The organism is Actinacidiphila sp. bgisy167 (assembly GCF_057707665.1).
In genome coordinates this window covers 44,918-62,554 of the sequence record NZ_JBYIQP010000009.1, presented here as the reverse complement: position 1 = coordinate 62,554, position 17,637 = coordinate 44,918, and the positions used below count along the sequence as shown (strand labels likewise).

17 protein-coding genes are annotated in these 17,637 nt (G+C 73.4%); 8 read left to right on the top strand and 9 right to left on the bottom strand.

Annotated elements, in window-relative coordinates:
• Window positions 1–4: 4 nt before the first annotated feature.
• Complete coding sequence (locus AC3ET4_RS05735) at window positions 5–1,342, bottom strand: glycosyltransferase 87 family protein (RefSeq protein WP_488175907.1); 1,338 nt, start codon at window positions 1,340–1,342, stop codon at window positions 5–7.
• Window positions 1,343–1,465: 123 nt separating this feature from the next.
• Between AC3ET4_RS05735 and AC3ET4_RS05730 the strand changes: the two genes are divergently transcribed.
• Window positions 1,466–1,927 (top strand): MaoC family dehydratase, encoded by a 462-nt coding sequence (locus tag AC3ET4_RS05730; RefSeq protein WP_431946572.1) that lies wholly within the window; start codon window positions 1,466–1,468, stop codon window positions 1,925–1,927.
• On the opposite strand, the gene AC3ET4_RS05725 is transcribed toward AC3ET4_RS05730, so the two are convergent.
• Entirely contained in the window at window positions 1,918–2,550 is a 633-nt protein-coding gene (locus AC3ET4_RS05725; protein WP_431946570.1) for a TetR/AcrR family transcriptional regulator, read from the bottom strand. The genes AC3ET4_RS05730 and AC3ET4_RS05725 overlap by 10 nt on opposite strands.
• Window positions 2,551–2,620: 70 nt before the next feature.
• Entirely contained in the window at window positions 2,621–3,772 is a 1,152-nt protein-coding gene (locus tag AC3ET4_RS05720; protein ID WP_431946568.1) for an acyl-CoA dehydrogenase family protein, read from the bottom strand.
• Window positions 3,773–3,840: 68 nt separating this feature from the next.
• Between AC3ET4_RS05720 and AC3ET4_RS05715 the strand changes: the two genes are divergently transcribed.
• Window positions 3,841–4,485, top strand: coding sequence for a TetR/AcrR family transcriptional regulator (locus AC3ET4_RS05715; RefSeq protein WP_431946566.1), 645 nt, complete (start codon window positions 3,841–3,843; stop codon window positions 4,483–4,485).
• A gap of 149 nt (window positions 4,486–4,634) precedes the next feature.
• Here the strand turns inward: AC3ET4_RS05715 and AC3ET4_RS05710 are convergent, their stop codons facing one another.
• Window positions 4,635–5,717 carry a zinc-binding dehydrogenase gene (locus AC3ET4_RS05710; protein WP_431946565.1) on the bottom strand — a complete coding sequence of 361 codons (1,083 nt, stop codon included), beginning with the start codon at window positions 5,715–5,717 and terminating at the stop codon, window positions 4,635–4,637.
• A 62-nt stretch (window positions 5,718–5,779) separates the two neighbouring features.
• Window positions 5,780–7,174, bottom strand: a complete 1,395-nt coding sequence (locus AC3ET4_RS05705) for an aldehyde dehydrogenase family protein (protein WP_431946563.1) — start codon at window positions 7,172–7,174, stop codon at window positions 5,780–5,782.
• A gap of 330 nt (window positions 7,175–7,504) precedes the next feature.
• Here AC3ET4_RS05705 and hmgA point away from each other — a divergent pair, with 330 nt between their 5' ends.
• From hmgA to AC3ET4_RS05690, 3 genes are read left to right on the top strand one after another with little or no spacing between them, the layout of a single operon-like run.
• Entirely contained in the window at window positions 7,505–8,797 is a 1,293-nt protein-coding gene (hmgA, locus tag AC3ET4_RS05700) for a homogentisate 1,2-dioxygenase (RefSeq protein WP_431946690.1), read from the top strand.
• Window positions 8,794–9,555: a GntR family transcriptional regulator gene (locus tag AC3ET4_RS05695; RefSeq protein ID WP_431946561.1), complete on the top strand. Its 762-nt coding sequence runs from the start codon at window positions 8,794–8,796 to the stop codon at window positions 9,553–9,555. Before hmgA ends, AC3ET4_RS05695 begins: the two co-directional genes overlap by 4 nt.
• 13 nt (window positions 9,556–9,568) lie before the next feature.
• On the top strand, window positions 9,569–10,801 hold the full coding sequence (locus AC3ET4_RS05690) for a type ISP restriction/modification enzyme (RefSeq protein WP_431946559.1): 1,233 nt from the start codon (window positions 9,569–9,571) through the stop codon (window positions 10,799–10,801).
• Window positions 10,802–10,934: 133 nt separating this feature from the next.
• On the opposite strand, the gene AC3ET4_RS05685 is transcribed toward AC3ET4_RS05690, so the two are convergent.
• Complete coding sequence (locus tag AC3ET4_RS05685; RefSeq protein ID WP_431946557.1) at window positions 10,935–11,198, bottom strand: hypothetical protein; 264 nt, start codon at window positions 11,196–11,198, stop codon at window positions 10,935–10,937.
• Between the two features lie 486 nt (window positions 11,199–11,684).
• Here AC3ET4_RS05685 and AC3ET4_RS05680 point away from each other — a divergent pair, with 486 nt between their 5' ends.
• Window positions 11,685–13,013 carry a serine/threonine-protein kinase gene (locus tag AC3ET4_RS05680; protein WP_431946555.1) on the top strand — a complete coding sequence of 443 codons (1,329 nt, stop codon included), beginning with the start codon at window positions 11,685–11,687 and terminating at the stop codon, window positions 13,011–13,013.
• A 190-nt stretch (window positions 13,014–13,203) separates the two neighbouring features.
• On the opposite strand, the gene AC3ET4_RS05675 is transcribed toward AC3ET4_RS05680, so the two are convergent.
• Window positions 13,204–13,995 carry an SGNH/GDSL hydrolase family protein gene (locus AC3ET4_RS05675; RefSeq protein ID WP_431946553.1) on the bottom strand — a complete coding sequence of 264 codons (792 nt, stop codon included), beginning with the start codon at window positions 13,993–13,995 and terminating at the stop codon, window positions 13,204–13,206.
• 349 nt (window positions 13,996–14,344) lie between these two features.
• Between AC3ET4_RS05675 and AC3ET4_RS05670 the strand changes: the two genes are divergently transcribed.
• Together AC3ET4_RS05670 and AC3ET4_RS05665 are read left to right on the top strand one after the other, a co-directional pair.
• Window positions 14,345–15,520 carry a DUF5925 domain-containing protein gene (locus AC3ET4_RS05670; RefSeq protein ID WP_431946551.1) on the top strand — a complete coding sequence of 392 codons (1,176 nt, stop codon included), beginning with the start codon at window positions 14,345–14,347 and terminating at the stop codon, window positions 15,518–15,520.
• 227 nt (window positions 15,521–15,747) lie between these two features.
• On the top strand, window positions 15,748–16,101 hold the full coding sequence (locus tag AC3ET4_RS05665; protein WP_431946549.1) for a TrmH family RNA methyltransferase: 354 nt from the start codon (window positions 15,748–15,750) through the stop codon (window positions 16,099–16,101).
• On the opposite strand, the gene AC3ET4_RS05660 is transcribed toward AC3ET4_RS05665, so the two are convergent.
• Both AC3ET4_RS05660 and AC3ET4_RS05655 read right to left on the bottom strand, forming a co-directional pair.
• A complete protein-coding gene (locus AC3ET4_RS05660) occupies window positions 16,011–16,385 on the bottom strand; it encodes a GntR family transcriptional regulator (protein WP_431946547.1) in 375 nt (124 codons plus the stop codon). The two genes, AC3ET4_RS05665 and AC3ET4_RS05660, sit on opposite strands and share 91 nt — an antisense overlap.
• The gene (locus tag AC3ET4_RS05655; RefSeq protein WP_431946545.1) at window positions 16,382–17,548 is read right to left on the bottom strand and encodes a methyltransferase domain-containing protein; all 1,167 of its coding nucleotides are present in this window, start codon (window positions 17,546–17,548) and stop codon (window positions 16,382–16,384) included. The genes AC3ET4_RS05660 and AC3ET4_RS05655 overlap by 4 nt, the downstream gene beginning before the upstream one ends.
• Between the last annotated feature and the right edge of the window lie 89 nt (window positions 17,549–17,637).

Sequence of the window (17,637 nt, the reverse complement as noted above, 5' to 3'; positions counted from 1 at the left end):
CTCTCTACGAGCGTTCGACGAGCCGCTCGCGGCGCGGAACGCTCGTGCGCCACAGCCGGACGCAGGAGACGAGCGCGGCGGCGACCAGCAGCGCGTTGCGGACGGCGACGATGGCGGCGCCCTGCCAGGTGGCGGCGGTGACGTCCGCGAAGAAGAGCGGGTAGTCGACCGTGGTGACGGCGGTGGCGAGCAGGATCAGCGCGGCGACCGGCCGCTGCGTGGTCTGCCGCATGGTCAGGCAGACCGCGCCGAGGCCGATCAGCCAGACCAGGTACTGAGGGCTGATGACGCGGCTGGTGACGGTGAACAGGAGCACGGCGCTCAGCGCGGCGTCGCTGGGGGTGGCCGGCGTCCAGCGCGCCGCCCGCACGCGCCACATCAGCAGCCACAGCAGGCAGATCCCGGTCAGCAGCAGGGAGGCGGTGGCGATCTCGCGGACGTAGGGGCCGGTGAACTCCAGCGACCCGTAGTGCGCGACCACCCGCCCCGGCCAGCCGAGCATCTCGGCAACGTGCAGGAAGGTGCCGCCGAGGGATTCGATCTCGACCCCGCGGTGGTGCTGCGCGGACAGGAACCCGAGCGCGCCGCGGAAGGCGGTGCACAGCACCAGCAGCAGAGCGCCGGCGGACACGGCGAGCGCGGTCCACATCTGCCGGGTGGTCCGGCCGCGCGGGGTGCCGAGCACGGTCAGCACGGGCCAGAGCTTGATCAGGGCGGCGAGCCCGGCGAGGGCGCCGCCGAGCCGGGGCCGCGACGGCAGCGCGAGCAGCGCGCCGACGGCGACGACGGTGACCAGCAGGTCGTAGCGGGCGTAGGGCAGGTGCATCAGCAGCGGCAGGGCGAGCGCCCACAGCCACGCACCGGCCGTGCTGCGTCCGGGCCGACCGGTCCCGGCCCGCAGGAGGAGGAGCAGCACGGCGGCGTCGGCGGCGAGCGAGAGCAGGACGAAGGCCTGGAAGTAGCTGAGCCCGGGCAGCAGCGCCGGCAGCAGCATCACCAGGGCGGCACCCGGCGGGTACTGCCACGTCACGTCGCCGACGGGAAAGGTCCCCCGCGCGAAGCCCTCGCTCCAGTGGCGGTAGAGGAAATGCACTTCGCGGGCGATGTCGCCCTGACCACTGCGCAGCAGGGCCAGCATCACCACCCGGCTGGCCAGCCAGTAGACGGCGAGGGCCGGCCAGGTCTGGGGCCAGGTCGCGGGACGCAGCAAGGCGGTGCGGACGGCCGGCGGGGAGGAGGTGCCGCCGCCGTGCCGGACCTCCACCGTGTGCCCGTCGGACGGGCTGGTCTCCGTGGGGGCCTCGGCCACTTCCGTCTCCTCAACCAGCGCGAACAGGGACACACAGAGATGAAAGGTAGTCACAAAACGGACGAACACCCTCGGTACGCGCCGGGTACGGGCGTTGACAGCGCTCCACCGGGGAGACCATGCTGAGCAAGCGCTTGGACAGCACGGGAGGCATGCATGGCAGAGGCCAGGATCTTCACCTCGGTCGACGAACTGAAGGCCGCCATCGGGGAGGGCCTCGGCACGACCGGCTGGCTGGAGGTCGACCAGAAGCGGATCGACCTGTTCGCGGACGCCACCGGGGACCACCAGTGGATCCACGTGGATCCCGCGAGGGCCGCCCAGGGCCCCTTCGGCTCCACCATCGCGCACGGCTATCTCACGCTGTCTCTGATCCCTTCCTTCACCCCGGAGTTGCTGCGGGTCGAGGGCGTGCGGATGGGCGTCAACTACGGGGTGAACAAGGTCCGCTTCCCAGCCCCTGTGCCGGTCGGCTCACGCCTGCGCGCCTCCGGCCGGATCAGCGACGTCAGCGAGGTGCCCGGCGGCGCGCAGCTCGTCGTCGGGATCACGGTGGAGCGGGAGGGCGGCGACAAGCCGGTCTGCGTCGCGGAGACGGTCGTCCGCTTCTACTTCTGACGGGGCGCGTACCCCGCCATGCGCAGGGCGAGGTCGGCGTACAGCGCCCCGATCCCGTCCGGCGTACGGCGCCCGCCGGGGTTGAACCAGCGGGCCACGTCGATGCACAGCGACAGCAGCGCGACCGTGGTCCCTGGGACGTCCGGCACGTCGAACTCCCCGGTCCGCACGCCGTCGTGGAGCACCGAGCGGACCACGGCCTCGCTCTCCCGGCGCAGCTCCACGACCTCGGCGTAGTGCTCGGGGCCGAGCGCGCCGAGCTCGTACTGCACGACGCGGCCCGTGGTGTGGTGTTCGGCGTGCCAGCGGACGAAGGTGCGCACGGCCGCGGCCAGCCGGTCGGCGGGGCCGCCCGCGCTGTTCGCGGCGTCCTGGAGCAGCCCGAGGGAGAGCCGGTGCCCGACCAGGCTGATCTGGTAGAGCAGCTCTTCCTTGGTCCTGTAGTGGATGTAGAGCGCCGCGGGGCTCATGCCGGCCCGGCCGGCGATGTCGCGCGTGGTCGTGGCGTGGTAGCCGCGCTCCGCGAACGCCTCGACCGCGGCGATCACCAGTCGCCGGGCGGCCTCGGGGGTGATCCCGTTCCACGCCTCGGTCCGCTGCGACCGCTCCTCCTCCACATTCATGGCGGACACCCTACCCGGCGCTGAGCAAGCGCTTAGATACCGAGCGGTCGGTCGGGGCCGGGCAGCCCCGTCAGAAGGCCGACACCCCCGTGAGCTCCCGGCCGATGAGCAGCTTCTGGATCTGGCTCGTCCCCTCGTAGAGGGTCATCACGCGGGCGTCCCGCAGCAGCTTGCCGACCGGGTACTCGTCGATGTAGCCATAGCCGCCGAAGACCTGCAGCGCGTTGTTGGCACAGCGCACCGCCGCCTCGCTCGCGAAGAGCTTCGCCTTGGACGACTCCGCCGCGAAGGGCAGGCCCCGGTCGATGAGGTCGGCGACCCGCCAGGTCAGCAGGCGAGCCGCGTCCACGTCGAGCGCGATGTCCGCCAGCAGCTCCTGCACCAGTTGGTGCGCGGCGATCGGCCGGCCGAACTGCTCGCGCTCCTTCGCATAGCCCACGGCGGCGTCCAGCGCCGCCTGCGCGATGCCCACGCACCCGGCGGCGACCGACATGCGCCCCTTGGCCAGGGCGGACATCGCCACGGAGAAGCCCTTCCCCTCGGGTCCGAGCATCGCCGAGGCCGGTACGCGCACGCCCTCCAGCACCAGCTCAGCCGTGGCCTGGCCGCGCAGACCCAGCTTCCCGTGCACCTCGCGCCGGGTGAGGCCGGGGCTGTCGGCGGGCACGAGGAAGGCGCTGACACCCCTGTGGCCGGGGGCGTCGCCGGTGCGGGCGAAGAGCAGGACGACATCCGCCCACGTGCCGTTCGTGATGAACATCTTGGCGCCGTCGATCACATAGTCGCCGCCGTCGCGCCGGGCCCGCGTGGTGAGGTTGCCGGCGTCCGAGCCGGTGCCGGGCTCGGTCAGCCCGAAACACCCCACCGCGTCTCCGGAGGCCAGCCGGGGCAGCCAGCTCCTCTTCTGCTCCTCCGTGCCCCAGTGGGCGACGGACTTCGCCACGAGCCCGAGCGAGACGGAGACGATCCCGCGCACCGAGGAGTCGCCGCGCCCCAGCTCCTCGGTGACCAGGCAGTAGGTCAGGTGGTCGCCGCCCGAGCCGCCGTACGCCTCGGGGATGGTGAGCCCCAGGAAGCCCAGGGCGCCCAGCTTCCCCACGATGCCCTGGTCCACGCCCTCCGCGCGGTCCCACGCCGCGGCGTGCGGCGCGATCTCGCGCCGCGTGAACTCGGCGGCCAGCGCACGGGCCGCGGCCTGCTCCTCGGACAGCTCAAGATCCATGGCACACCTCGGTCAGGCGATAAATTACCACTGCTAGTTTTCTTGGGACAGCCCCTACTATGTGCCGCATGGCCCGCCCCCGCAAGCCCCTGCTCAGCCGCGAACGCATCGTCGCCGCGGCACTCGCGCTCGTGGACGCCGAGGGACTGCAGGCCGTCTCCACACGTCGCCTCGCGGCGGAACTCGGCGTCAGCGGGCCGAGCCTCTACAACCACTTCACGACCAAGGACGAGATCCTGGACGCGGTCGCCGACGCGGTCGTCTCCGAGGTCGACCTCTCGATGTTCGACGAGGGCCGCGACTGGGCGGACGCCCTCGTCGCCTGGGCTCGCTCCTACCGCGCCGCGCTCGCGGCCCACCCCCACATCGTGCCGTTCCTCGCCCAGGGCCCGGGGCGCCGCCCGGCCGGCCTGCGCATGGCCGACGCGGTGTTCGGCGGCATGACGGCCGCCGGCTGGCCCCCGGCCCACGCCACCCGCGTGGGCGCGCTCATGCGGTACTTCGTGGCGGGTTCCGCCCTGGGCTCCTTCGCGCGGGGCTTCGTCGACGACCCCTCGGCGTACGACCCGGCGGACTATCCGCACCTCGGTCAGGCCCACCTCCTCGCGGAACGCCGGCAGCAGGTGGACGAGGGCGCCTTCGAGACGGGCCTGCGCGCCCTCGTCGACGGGCTCGCCCTGCAGTTCGCCGCGCTGGGCCCCACCGGCGCCTGAGGGCCGGGGCTGGGCTCACAGCCATCGGGGCGGCGAGGCAGACGAACGTGTGCGCCGGCCACGCCGCCGCAACGCCCCCGCAACCCCGACCGCGACGCACCCGCACGACGCCGCACCCGCCGTCGCACCCGCACACGGCAACCCGGCCGTCAGAAGACGACCAAGGCCCGCCCGCCCCTCCCCCGGAGCATCCCCTCGAACGCCCCCGGAATCCCCTCCAGCCCGATCCGCTCCGTCACCATCGCCGCCAGGTCGAGCCGCCCGGCCCGCACGTGCTCCGCCAGCACCGGCAGGTCCCGCGCCGGGTCGCTGTTGCCGTACACACAGCCGGACAGCGTCCGGCCGAAGTGGAAGATCTCCAGTGCGGAGAAGGAGACCAGGTCCTCCTTGCGGCCGATTCCCACCACCGTCGTGCGGCCGCCGCGTCGCGTCGAGGACCAGGCGGACCGGATCGTCTCCGCGCGCCCCACGCACTCGGTGGCGACGTCCGCGCCGTGCCCCCCGGTCAGCGCGCGGATCCGCTTCGCGACGTCCTCGCTCGCGGTGAGGAACTCCGTGGCGCCCGCCGCCCGTGCCAGGGCCTCCTTCTCCGGGGAGACGTCCACGGCCACGACGGTGCCCGCACCGGCGATGCGGGCGGACTGGAGGACGGCGAGGCCGACGCCCCCGACGCCGAAGACGGCGACGGACTCGCCGGGGCGCACCGCCGCGCTGTGGTGGACCGCCCCGTAACCGGTGAGCACCGCACACCCCAGGAGCGCGGCCTCCGTCAACGGCACCCCGTCGGGCAGCGGCAGCACCGCGCCCGCCGCGACCACGGTCTCCTCGGCGAAGGCGGCCGTCCCGAGCCCCGGGTAGAGCTCGGCCCCGCCGTACGCGAGCTTGGCGTAGGGCACCCCCGCCGCCGCGCCCGCGCCGGCGCACAGCCACGGCTCGCCGAGTCCGCAGTAGTGGCAGGCGCCGCAGGAAGGCGCCCAGTTGAGGACGACGCGGTCACCGGGGGCCACGTCCGTGACGCCTTCACCCACACTGACGACCGTGCCGGCGCCTTCGTGGCCGAGGACGGCGGGCACGGGCTGCCTGAGCGTCCCGTTGGACAGGGACAGGTCGGAGTGGCACACCCCCGCGGCGGCGAGCCTGACCCGCACCTGACCCGGCCCGGGTTCCGGGAGGTCGATCTCGGCGAGGGTGAGGGGCGCGTTGACGGCGGGCAGTACGGCGGCGCGGACCACGGTGTTCTCTCCTGCGCTCGGGGCTGTCGGAAGCATCAGGTTGCCAGATCCGGGAAAACCGGTCAGAACTGGAGGGACTTGGTCTGGAGGTACTCGCTGAGGCCGTGCGGGCCGAGCTCGCGGCCGAAGCCGGAGCGCTTGTACCCGCCGAACGGCGCCAGCGGGTTGAAGCGTCCGCCGTTGATGTCGACCTGGCCGGTGTCCATGCGCCGGGCGAAGGCGACGGCGGTGGCGTCGTCGGCCGCCCAGACGGCCCCCGCGAGGCCGTAGACGGTGCCGTTGGCGATGCGGAGCGCGTCCTCCTCGTCCTCGTACGCCAGGATCGACAGCACGGGGCCGAAGATCTCCTCCTGCGCGATCGCCATCTCGGGTGTCACATCGGCGAAGACGGTGGGGCTGACCCAGTAGCCCGGCGCACGCGGCGCGTCGGTGCCGCCGGCGACGAGGCGGGCGCCCTCCTCGATCCCCTTGGCGATGTAGCCGCGGACGCGTTCGTGCTGCCTGGCGTTGACGACGGGTCCGATGCGCTCGCCGGGAGCGTACTTGGCGGCGGCCGTCGCCGCGAGGGCAACCGCCTCCTCGTACTGGTCGCGGTGGACGAGCATGCGGGTCCAGGCGCTGCAGGTCTGCCCTGTGTTGGACATGACGTTGGCGACGCCCACGCCCACCGCCTTCGCCAGGTCCGAGCCAGGGAGGATGACGTTGGCGGACTTCCCGCCGAGCTCCAGGGCGACCCGCTTGACGGCGGCGCCCGCGGTCGCGGCGATCTGCCGGCCGACGGCGGTGGAACCCGTGAAGGAGACCAGGTCGACGTCCTCGTGGGCGGCCAGCGCCTGCCCGGCGACCGGGCCGAAACCGGTGACGAGGTTGAAGACGCCCGCGGGCACACCCGCTTCGTGGACGGCCTCGGCGAAGAGCTGGGCGACCAGCGGGGTGTCCTCGGCGGGCTTGAGGACGACCGTGCAGCCGGCGGCGAGCGCGGGGGCGACCTTGGCGACGATCTGGTGAAGCGGGTAGTTCCAGGGGGTGATCGCGCCGACCACGCCGACGGGCTCGTGGAGGACGGTGGAGTTGCCGATCCGCTCCTCGAAGGAGTGGGTGGCGGCGAGTTCGGCGTACGAGCCGGCCACCACGACGGGAAGCCCCGCGTGGACGTTCTGACTGAACGGCAGCGGGGCGCCCAGCTCGGCGGTGACGGTCTCGGCGATCTCCTCGCGGCGGGCGGCGAGGACGTCGCGCAGCGCGGCGAGCCGGGCGGCGCGCTCGGCGGGCGGGGTGGCAGCCCAGCCTCGGAGGGCCGCACGCGCGGCGCGGACGGCGGCGTCGACGTCCTCGGCGGTGCCGGCCGGCACTCTGGCGAACACGCGCTCGTCGGCGGGGTCGACGACGTCGATCGTCCCCGTACCGGCGGCGGGCCGCCAGTCGCCGTCGATGTACATCCCGTCGTGCGGCTTCATCCCTCGTCCCTCCGGGTGGACCTGCCCTGGCCCGCCCAAACTAGCGCCGATAGTTTTCCTTTTCCAGGGCGGCGCCCGAACCGTCGGGAGTCCTCCGACGGGATCGCCGCTGCCGCACCGCAGGGCGGGGTGCCCGCAGGCGACCGTCGCCGTCATGGGCGCGAGGTGCGGCACAGGTTCTCCACAGGCCCCCGCGATCCCTTGCGGTCGCGATTCCTATGGACAACCATAGGAATCGTGACCAGCACAGAGATCGCCAGCACAGAGACCTCCGGCACACGGACCCCCGGCGCACAGACCCCCGGCACACGGACCCCCGGCACCGGGATCATGAACGGCCAGGTCCTCACCTACCTCCCCGGCTTCGGCAACGAGCACATGAGCGAGGCGGTCCCCGGTGCGGTTCCGGTGGGCCGGAACTCACCACAGCGCGCCCCGCTCGGGCTGTACGCGGAGCAGCTCAGCGGCACCGCCTTCACCGAGCCGCGGCATCACAACCGCCGCTCGTGGCTGTACCGCATCCGGCCGTCGGCGGCGCATCCGCCGTTCCGCCGCATCCCCAACGGGCGGCTGCGCAGCGCGCCCTTCACGGCCGAGCCCGATCCCAACCGGCTGCGGTGGAGCCCGCTGCCGCTGCCGCAGGAGCCGGCCGACTTCATCGAGGGCCTGGTCACCGTCGGCGGCAACGGCGATGTGCTGCGGCGCGAGGGCATCGGCATCCACTGGTACGCGGCCAATCGCTCCATGGACAGCCGGGTGTTCTCCTCCTCCGACGGCGAGCTGCTGATCGTGCCGGAGCGCGGGCGGCTGCTGCTCCGCACCGAGATGGGGGTCCTGGCAGCCGGTCCCGGCCATGTCGCGCTGATCCCGCGCGGGGTGCGCTTCCGGGTCGAACTGCCGGACGGCGAGGCGCGCGGCTACGTCTGCGAGAACTACGGCCAGCACTTCCGGCTGCCCGATCTGGGGCCGATCGGCGCCAACGGCCTGGCCAACGCGCGGGACTTCATGGCGCCGGTGGCGGCGTACGAGGACCGGGAGGAGCCGGTGGAGGTGGTGAACAAGTTCGGCGGCAACCTCTGGGCCGCCGAGTACGGCCACTCCCCCCTCGATGTCGTCGGCTGGCACGGCAACCTGGCGCCGTACGTGTACGACCTGCGGCGCTTCAATGTGCTGGGCAGCGTGAGCTACGACCACCCGGACCCGTCGATCTACACGGTGCTGACCTCTCCCTCCGACACCCCGGGCCTGGCCAACGCCGACTTCGTGGTCTTCGCGCCGCGCTGGCTGGTCGGCGAGGACACCTTCCGCCCGCCGTACTTCCACCGGAACGTGATGAGCGAGTTCATGGGGCTCATCGAGGGCGCGTACGACGCCAAGGCGGAGGGCTTCGTCCCCGGCGGGGCCTCGCTGCACAACATGATGTCGGCGCACGGCCCGGACCGGACGACCTTCGACAGGGCGAGCGCAGCCGAACTGGTCCCGCAGAAAGTGGACGACGGGCTGGCCTTCATGTTCGAGACGCGCTGGCCGGTCGTGGCGACGGCGGAGGCGCTGGCGGCGGAGCACCTGCAGCGGGACTACGACGGTGTGTGGCGGGGGCTTGAGCGACACTTCAGAGCATGACGACGAGCCCGAGCCGCGCCTTCGCCCCCGACTCGCTGGTGCTGAACCGCAAGCTCCCGCTGTGGTACCAGGTCTCGCAGTCCCTGCGTGCCTCGATACTCGGCCGCCGGCCTGACGATCCGCTGCGACTGCCGACCGAGGACGCGCTCGCGGGCCACTACGGCGTCAGCGTGCTCACGATGCGCCAGGCCCTGCGGGAGCTGGAGGAGGAGGGGCTGATCAGCCGCCACCGGCGACGCGGCACGTTCATCGAACCCGCCGCGCTGCGCGGCGCGCCGGTGCGGCTGCTCGGCTCGGTCGACGCGATCGTCGCCCAGCAGTCGGGAGAGCGCACCAGCGTGCTCAGCCACGGTCCGTCGCCCGTGCCGCCGGAGTTCGCCGAGTACTTCCCGGGGCTCGCGGACACCGTCGCCTACCGCCGGCTGCGCTGCGACGAGTCGGGGGAGCCGACCAACTGGGCGGAGAACTTCGTCCTGCCGGAACTCGCCGCACGGATCGACCTGGCGGACCTGGCACGCTGGCCGATGACGAAGGTGCTCCGGGACGCCCTCGGGGTGCGGATCAGCCGCATCACCGACACCGTCGAGGCGCGGCTGGCCGACCCGGACACCGCCCGGCTGCTGCAGGTGCCCCTGCTCAGCCCGATCCTGCACTACACGGGGGTGACCTATGACGACACCGGCCGAGTGGTCGACGTGGTGCGCATCCACTACCGGGGCGACCGCTTCTCCTTCACCGTGACCATGGAGGCGCCCTGAGTGCCTCAGTAGCATGCTCACGGTGAGCCATGAAGCACCCATGCTGGCCGACCTGATGCCGTGGTCCGTCCCGCCCCTGCGCATGGGGCGGAGCTGGGTCATGGCTCCCGAGGCGGCGACTCTCACCGCCCGCTGGGACCGGTTGGTGACGGCGCGGGGCGCCGAGCGCGAAGTGCTGTTCCGCCCGACCCGGGCGCGCACCCCGCGCACCGCCGTCGCCCAGTTGCCGGGCCACCCGGCGCCCACCACGCGGCTGGAACGGGAGGACGGCCCGTGCGCGGACCCGGTGCGGGTGCTGCACGGCCCGTACGACCTGCAGTGGCTCATCCCCGACCACCGCCTCATCGACGCCGCCCGCCCCGAGTTGTGGCGGGTCGCCGACCGGGACCGGCAGGTGTACGCGGTGGAGATCGCGCGGCTGCCGCAGCTCCCGGGGCCGCCGCTGGCGTTCTCCGCGCTGCTCCCCGACGGCCACTCCCCCGCCGGGCGGCCGGGCCGGATCCGGCCGCTCTTCCGCCGCCCGGGCGGACGCGACCCGAACCTGGCACCGGGCCTGCTCGACCGCCTCGCCGAGCGGCTGGCCACCCCGGTCACCGCGGAGGACGTGCTCGCCTGGATCGCCGCCCTGGCCACGGGCTCGCCCGTCGAGGTCCCGCTGACCGCCGATCCGGCGCTGTGGGCGGAGGGGGTCGCGCTGGGCCGCCGTGTGCTGTGGCTGCACACCCGGGGCGCGCGCTACGCCGATCCGGCGCAGGACCGCCCCGCCGGGCATCCCCGCTTGCCGGGCGGTCGGCGCCCCTACGTCCGCGCGGCGCTGCCGGAGGTGCCGCGGGAGGCGCCTTCGTACGACCCGGGGGCCGAGGCGCTGATGCTGGGGAGCGGGCGGGTGGCGCCGCTGCCGGAGGCGGCCTGGGAGTTCCATGCCGCGGGGACGCGGGTGCTGGGGGCCTGGTTCGAACGGCGGATCCCCGCCGGGGCGGCCGACGGCCTGGACGCGATCGCGCCCGGCGCCTGGCCGCGGGCGAGGACGACCGAACTGCTGGAGATGATCAGTGTGCTGGCGCTGCTGGCGGAACTGCGGCCGTCACGTCGCGCGCTGGCCGCCCGGGTCGCGGACGGACCGCGGATCGGCGTCGCCGAACTGCGCGCCGCGCGCGTCCTTCCGGTGCCGGAGACGGCGCGCCGTCCGGCCTCCGTGCTGGACCATCACGAGGAAGGGCCGGACGGGCAGTTCGCCCTGCTGTGACCACAAGTCGATATGCCACAGGCCCGGACGGAGCACACCGACGCGCCGCATGACACGGCGCGGTGCCGGGACGGTGTGCTGCGCCCGAGCCTGTCCACTGAAGGAGCTCCGGAAAACGCCGGGAACTCTGAGATCAGTGGCGGCTGCCGAAGAGCGAACGGCGCAGCCGCCGCAGCGGGGCGAACAACGACACGCGCGCCCCGCGGTTGGCGTTCGCGCGCACATGGTCGCGCGCGGTCAGCTCGCGCATGAGCAGCGTGGCCTCCTCCGCCTCCCGCTGCGGCACGGCAGGGCCGGCCAGCACCGAGAGATGGCGGTCGAGACGCGCGCTGGTCGCGCTGCTCCCACACGTGATGGCAGGCACTCGCGGCCTGCTCCGCATTGCTATCTGATCCATGACACTCCCCACCCGTTCGAGGGCACCCGGCACCGGGCAGGGTAACCCTATCGTCCTGCGGCGTCACCTATGCATCCGCGCTCCCGGATTCACCTGTCCGTCAAGGGGGTTGACGAGATGCGGCTGATTCTCAGCGCTCACAGGGGGAGTTGAGCCACGGGATCCATGATCGGCTCCGCTGATCCGCCAGTCGGCTCAACCGTCACGGTGACGGTGTACGAAGGCGCCCCCGTCCCTCGGTCGCTCACGCACGGGCGCGCCGCGCGCCGCCGCGTCAGCGCCCGCGCCGACGCCGGGTGGCCCCCAGCACGCGGACGAGCGGCAGGGCACCGCGCGGCGCGGCGGGCGCCCCCGGCACCACCGCCGGTCCACTGACGCGCACACCGGCGCCGGCGACGACCGGTTGAGGGAGCTTTCCGCCGAAAGGGTCCGTTCGGCCCGAAGTTCGGTCATGCTGGACTCGGGCGGAGCGAAGGGGGCACGCCGATGACACGGCTCGTGGCGGGACGCTACCGGCTGATCAGCGAGCTGGGACGGGGCGGTATGGGCGTGGTGTGGCTGGCCCGCGACGAGCTGCTCCACCGCGAGGTGGCCATCAAGGAGGTCAAGGCGCCGGCGGGCCTGGAGGACAGCGAGATCGAGCGTCTGTACGCCCGGCTGCAGCAGGAGGGGATCGCCGCCGCCCGCGTCGAACACCCCAACGTCATCAAGGTGTACGACGTGGCCATGGCCGAGGGCAGTCCCTGGATCGTCATGGAGCTCGTGCGGGGCGTGGCGCTCGCCGACGTCCTCGACGCCGAGGGCCCCGTCGACCCGAGGCGCGCCGCGGGCATCGGCGGCAAGGTGCTGCGGGCACTGCGCGCCGGCCATGCCGCAGGGGTGCTGCACCGCGATGTGAAGCCGGGGAACGTGCTCATCGGCAACGACGGCCGCGTCGTGCTCACCGACTTCGGCATCGCCGTGATCGAGGGCACCTCGGCGATCACCCGCACCGGCGAACTGGTGGGCTCGCCCGAGTACCTGGCCCCCGAGCGGGCGCTGGGCCGCCGCCCGGGACCGGAGTCGGATCTGTGGTCGCTCGGCGTGCTGCTGTACGTGGCGGTGGAGGGCGGCTCCCCGTTCCGGCCGCGCCGCACGGCGGTGGCGGTGGGCGTGCTCGTCCTCGCACTGGGCCTCGGGGGCCTGGCCTACGCCCTGTTCGATGACGAGCCGGTCGGCCGTCCCGGTCGCGGGACCAGTGCCGGGGACACCCCCGGCGGGGGGCGATCCCCGTCCGCCGCGGACACGCAAGAGGACGACGGCGGCGACGCGGACGCCGCCGGTCACGAGACGACGGCCGGCAGCGGTTCACCGCCCTCCCCGCCCACCTCGGCGCCGCCCACCACACCCGTCCCGGTGAACGTCCACGTCACGGTGTCGGCCGTACGCGACAGCTACATCGGGAGCTGTCCACCGCCCCCGGAGCAGGCGCCGTCCTTCTCGGCGGTCGTCACGGTGGACCGCACTCCGGCGACGGTCACCTACCGCTGGACGTCGAACGCCGGCGGTTCCGGCGAGGACCGGCGGACCCTCGGCTTCGCCGAGGGGGGCCCGAAGAGCCGCACGATCCACTCCACGGAGGCGGCCTACGAGCCGGACGGCACTGTCGAGGGCTGGGTCGCGGTAGCTGTGCTGAGCCCGGTGAAGACGGAGTCCGGGCACGTCCCCTTCACGGTCACGTGCCGGGCTCCGAGCCCGTCGCCGAGCGGTTCCACCGAAACGGCGCCGACCTCTGAAGCCGACGCCCTGGAACCCACCGAGCAGCCGACGCCGTGAAACCGACCGAGCAGTCGGCGTCCCGAAACCCGCGTCCTGGGCCGCTTCCCGAAGTTCGGCCACGAAGCCGCCCTCCCGCGACCCGTCGCGCCCACCCCAGGACCGCCCGGCACGGAGGAGGGGTGCCGGGTGATGCCGGCACCCCTGGTCTCACGCCGTGCGGGTGCCGGGCGCGGCCGTCCCGCGTGCGTCACGCGGCCGAGGTGAACACCGGCAGGTAGCCGCCCGACTGCCCGGAGGCGGTGGGGTGGTACGACTCGTAGACAGGCAGGGTGAGGCTGTGCAGCCACGCCGAGCCGGAGCAGAGCTCGTGCCCGGTGAAGGTTCCCCGGACGTCGCCGAAGGCGAAGCCGTGATCGGCGGCGCGCTTGGCGGTGACGGTGTCGAGGAGGTCGGCCGCGTCGTTGATGGCCTTGCGCTTGGTCTCGCTGAGGCCGATGCAGGTCGTGCCCAGCTTGTAGAAGCGCGGGTAGCCGAGGACGACGACACGGGCTGAGGGGGCCCGGGAGCTGATGGCGTTGTAGACGGAGTCGAGGCGTGCGGGCAGCTGGTTGTTGGCGAAGTCCTTGGCCTGGTTGACACGGCTGAGGCAGGTGCTGTCCGAACTGAGGACGCAGGTGGTCATCACGTCGACAAAGCCGGCGTCGTTGCCTCCGATGCTGATGCTGACCAGGGCGGTCGAGGAGTTGAGCGGACCGAGTTGGTTGTTGAGCACGTCGGTCGTGGTCGCTCCGGAACACGCGGTGAAGGAGAACGCGGACGGGCTGTGCGCGTTGGCCCACAGTCGGGGGAACGCCTTGGTGCTGCGGTAGCAGCTGCCGCTCGAGCTGTCGTAGCTTCCGGCCCCGACTCCGGCGGAGTACGAGTCGCCCAGGGCCACGTAGACGGGACCGGCGGCCTGGGCGGTGCCGGCGCCGAACAGGGCGAGTACGGCGGTGAGGAGGAGTGTGGATGCGGCTGACACGGAACGGGACAGTCTCATGGAACCTCCCTCGGCAGGCTCTCTGCCGCGTCTTTCGTACCGCGCGGTAACCCGTTCGGGAAGTGTCCATGCCAAAAATTGTTCGCACGGTCCATTGCCGGGTCCGCAGGCAGCAGCATCTTGACGGCCGCTCAGACATCCTGCAGCCGACCGCTGAACAGCGTTTCTCCCGGACCTTTCCGCGGTGGCCCGGCTCGAACGCCGCAGCCTCCGGACCGCGCTGACACCGCCGCACGCACCCGGCGCCTCCCTCCCGCCAGGCCGGCCGGGCGCTCCGGCAACCGCATCGGCCATCGCACCCGGCGCGCGAACCGGCGTGCCTCCACCGGGCGTTCGAGGATCGCCGGGAATGGCCCCGCCCCGCAAAAACCCGGTGCGACGGGCAGCCCCGTGCCGGATCATGTGCGGCATGCCCGACGCAACGCCCCCGCATCGCGCCCTGTCCATCCGTCTCGGCATGAACGACGACGACTCGCCGTCCGACGCCATCGACGCCCTGTTCCTCAGCCGCTTCGTCACCGGCGAGCAGCCCCACTCGTGCGGCACGTCCCTGGACCGGGTCACGTCGGGGCACTCACTCGTCCCACGGGGCGGGTCGGTGCTGCGCTCCGCACGGGACAAGGACCGCGGCGCGACCCTGGCCGAGGGCGACGGCTGGACGATCCTCGTCTCGCGCTGGCACCGACGGGCCGACGTGACGGTGACGGCGGTCAGCGAGGAACTGGCGCGGCGTGTCCTCGCCGAGGCCGTCGAGGGCGCCGAGGACCAGCCGGAGCCGCAACCCGACGACGTGGCCATGGGTTTCTGGTACGTCGCCCCGCGCCGCGGGCCGCACCGCATCACCCGGCAGATCAGCGCCGCCCCCTGGGACGACGTGCGGGGCAACTACACGGCACCCGTGGCCGAGGCCATGGACGGGTTGATGAAGCTCGGCGCCGACGACGTCAGTGGCCGGTTGCTGCTCCTGCACGGCCCGCCGGGGACCGGCAAGACTTCCGTGCTGCGCACGCTGGCCCGCTCCTGGCGCGACTGGTGCCAGGTGGACTGCGTCCTCGACCCCGAGGTGCTCTTCAACGACGTCGGATACCTGATGGAGATCGCCATCGGCGAGGATGACGCCGAAGGGCCGGGCCGCTGGCGGTTGCTGCTCCTGGAGGACTGCGACGAACTCATCCGCGGCCAGGCCAAGCACCAGACCGGCCAGGCCCTGTCGCGGCTGCTCAACCTCACCGACGGCCTGCTCGGCCAGGGCCGCAACGTCCTGGTCGGCATCACCACCAACGAGGACCTTGAGCGACTGCACCCGGCAGTGGTCCGGCCCGGCCGCTGCCTGGCCCGTATAGAGGTGGGCCCGCTGACCCGCGCCGAGGCGACCGGCTGGCTCGGCACGTCCGAGGGGATCGGCCGGGACGGCGCCACGCTCGCGGAGCTGTACGCGCTGCGCCGCGCCGCCGCGTCCTCCGGCGGCGCCGCACTCCCCCACCAGACGGCCCCGGCCTCCGCCCCCGGAGGCCTCTACCTCTGACGGACGGCCCCCGGGGCCGTCCGCGGTCGCACGGCTGCTGGGACCATCTGTACGCGGCGCCGCTGTGGCCGCTGCACAGCGCCGATCTGAGGACGCTGCTGCGCACGTGCGACGCGGTCGGCGCGTGCCTGGTCGTCCCGCGCTTCCCTGGTGCCGCAGGCGCTCGGCCACGGCAACACCCTGCGGCGGCCGGTCTGCGTCCACTGGACCGTTGATCCCCTGGGCTGTTGCAGCGGCGGCGCGACCGCGGGGCGCACGTCTTCGGGCTCGAACTCGCCGACGAGGCCGTACGGCCGGCCGATCTGCCGGCAGCGCGGCGCACCACGGTCGTCGTGCTGGGGCACGAGCAGCACGGGATCCCGCCGGAGGCGCTGGACCTGCTCGACCTCGCCGTCGGGATCCCCACGGTGGGCACGGGCGCCGGCCTCGATATCGCGGCCGCCGGCTCGCCGGCGCTCTGCAAACCGGCCGACCGCTGTAGCGGCGCGGGCTACCCCTCGTACGCGGCGCGCAGCGCCTCCCGCACGGCGCTCTCCGCGGCGGCCCGGTCCAGTCCGAGGCGCCGGGCGCGCTGGGCGTAGGCGGACGCGGCCGCGGCCGCTTCCCGGGCGGCGGCGTCGCCCGCGGCCGCGACGAAGGTGCCGTTGCGGCCGCGGGTCTCGATCACACCGTCCGCCTCCAGGGCACGATAGGCCTTGGCCACGGTGTTCGCCGCCAGGCCGAGTTCGTCGGCGAGGCCGCGGACGGTCGGCAGCCGGTACCCGACCGGGAGGGCGCCGGAACGGGCCTGGTCCGCGATCTGCTCGCGCACCTGCTCGTAGGGCGCGGTGTCCACGCCCGGCCTGACGGTGATCTTGAGGCTCACGGTGTGTCGTCCTCCCGGCGGGACGGTTCGGCGTATTTTGTCGCGGCCATTGTGCTGCACGCGCCGTCCGCGAGGACGACGGCACGGTCCGGCCCCGCGGGATCGTGGGCGATGGCGTCGCCCGGATCGTGCAGATGCAGCACGAAACGCTCACCCGCACGGTATGCCTCCAGGCCTGCCCTGCAGTAGGCCACCATGTCGTCCGGCAGCGCGTGCAGCGGGAACCAGCCGAGCTCCGAGCACTTGTCGGGCTCGCGGTTGACCGGTTCGTGGGCGCCGCCGTCCGCCACGAAGAACCATCCGATGCGCTCGCGTCCGCCGGGCGCGCGGTGCTGCATGACGAGGGCGACCGAGACCTCCTCGGGGCGCAGCACGACACCCACCTCTTCGCGGGCCTCGCGGATCAGCGCCGTCAGGACGTCCTCACCGTCCTCGACATGGCCGGAGGGGGCGTGCAGCAGGCCGTCGGCATATCCGGTGTCGACGCGGCGGCCGAGCAGGACCTCGTCGCCGCGGCGGAGTACCAGGTGGACGTCGACGATCTCCGTGTGCCTGCGGGGCGGGCCGCTCCGCACGACCGCCACGTAGCGCTCGTCGTGGACCGGGCGGCCCCACAGCGCGGTGTCGTGCGCGAGCTGCTCGACCTCGGTGTGCTCGGCGAAGGGCCGCACCATGGCGGCCAGTTCGGCGGCGCGGATGCCCACCGGCTCGGCCTCCCCCCAGCGGCCCTCGACCAGCACCAGGCGCCCGCCGCGGCGCAGCAGCCCCGTCCAGCGACGCAGCACCGCCACGGGATCGGGCAGCGCCCACAGCAGGTGCCGGACGAGAACGACGTCGAACCGGCCCTCCGCGACGGGCGGTTCTGCCGCGTCCCCGAGCAGGACGCGGGCCTCGGTGCCGGCCAGCTTCGCCCGGGCCAGCGCGGCCATGCGCGGTGAGCGGTCGACGGCGGTCACCCGGTGGCCCTGCTCGGCGGCGAGCCGCGCGAGGCTGCCCGTACCGCAGCCGAGGTCGAGCACGTCCGCCGGGACCGCGGGCAGCCACTCGCGCAGCCGCGCCGCCCATGCCTCCCGCACCGCGGGCTCCCGCAAACCGTGGTCCGGCTCCTCGTCGAAGCGGTCCGCCATGCTGTCCCAGTACGCGTCTGTGCTCGAGCTCCCCATCCCGCGATCCTGCCACGCGCCACCGACAACGCCCGGCGGACGCCGGAGCCGAGGGGCCTCGGGGCGTCGGGACGCCGGGGCACGGCTTT

Bases quoted from the DNA above. Each gene is read 5' to 3' on its own strand.
- AC3ET4_RS05730 (WP_431946572.1), top strand. From the start codon at position 1,466: ATGGCAGAGGCCAGGATCTTCACCTCGGTCGACGAACTGAAGGCCGCC.
- AC3ET4_RS05725 (WP_431946570.1), bottom strand. From the start codon at position 2,550: ATGAATGTGGAGGAGGAGCGGTCGCAGCGGACCGAGGCGTGGAACGGG.
- AC3ET4_RS05720 (WP_431946568.1), bottom strand. From the start codon at position 3,772: ATGGATCTTGAGCTGTCCGAGGAGCAGGCCGCGGCCCGTGCGCTGGCC.
- AC3ET4_RS05715 (WP_431946566.1), top strand. From the start codon at position 3,841: ATGGCCCGCCCCCGCAAGCCCCTGCTCAGCCGCGAACGCATCGTCGCC.
- AC3ET4_RS05705 (WP_431946563.1), bottom strand. From the start codon at position 7,174: ATGAAGCCGCACGACGGGATGTACATCGACGGCGACTGGCGGCCCGCC.
- hmgA (WP_431946690.1), top strand. From the start codon at position 7,505: ATGAACGGCCAGGTCCTCACCTACCTCCCCGGCTTCGGCAACGAGCAC.
- AC3ET4_RS05695 (WP_431946561.1), top strand. From the start codon at position 8,794: ATGACGACGAGCCCGAGCCGCGCCTTCGCCCCCGACTCGCTGGTGCTG.
- AC3ET4_RS05690 (WP_431946559.1), top strand. From the start codon at position 9,569: ATGCTCACGGTGAGCCATGAAGCACCCATGCTGGCCGACCTGATGCCG.
- AC3ET4_RS05685 (WP_431946557.1), bottom strand. From the start codon at position 11,198: ATGGATCAGATAGCAATGCGGAGCAGGCCGCGAGTGCCTGCCATCACG.
- AC3ET4_RS05680 (WP_431946555.1), top strand. From the start codon at position 11,685: ATGACACGGCTCGTGGCGGGACGCTACCGGCTGATCAGCGAGCTGGGA.
- AC3ET4_RS05675 (WP_431946553.1), bottom strand. From the start codon at position 13,995: ATGAGACTGTCCCGTTCCGTGTCAGCCGCATCCACACTCCTCCTCACC.
- AC3ET4_RS05670 (WP_431946551.1), top strand. From the start codon at position 14,345: ATGGCCCCGCCCCGCAAAAACCCGGTGCGACGGGCAGCCCCGTGCCGG.
- AC3ET4_RS05655 (WP_431946545.1), bottom strand. From the start codon at position 17,548: ATGGGGAGCTCGAGCACAGACGCGTACTGGGACAGCATGGCGGACCGC.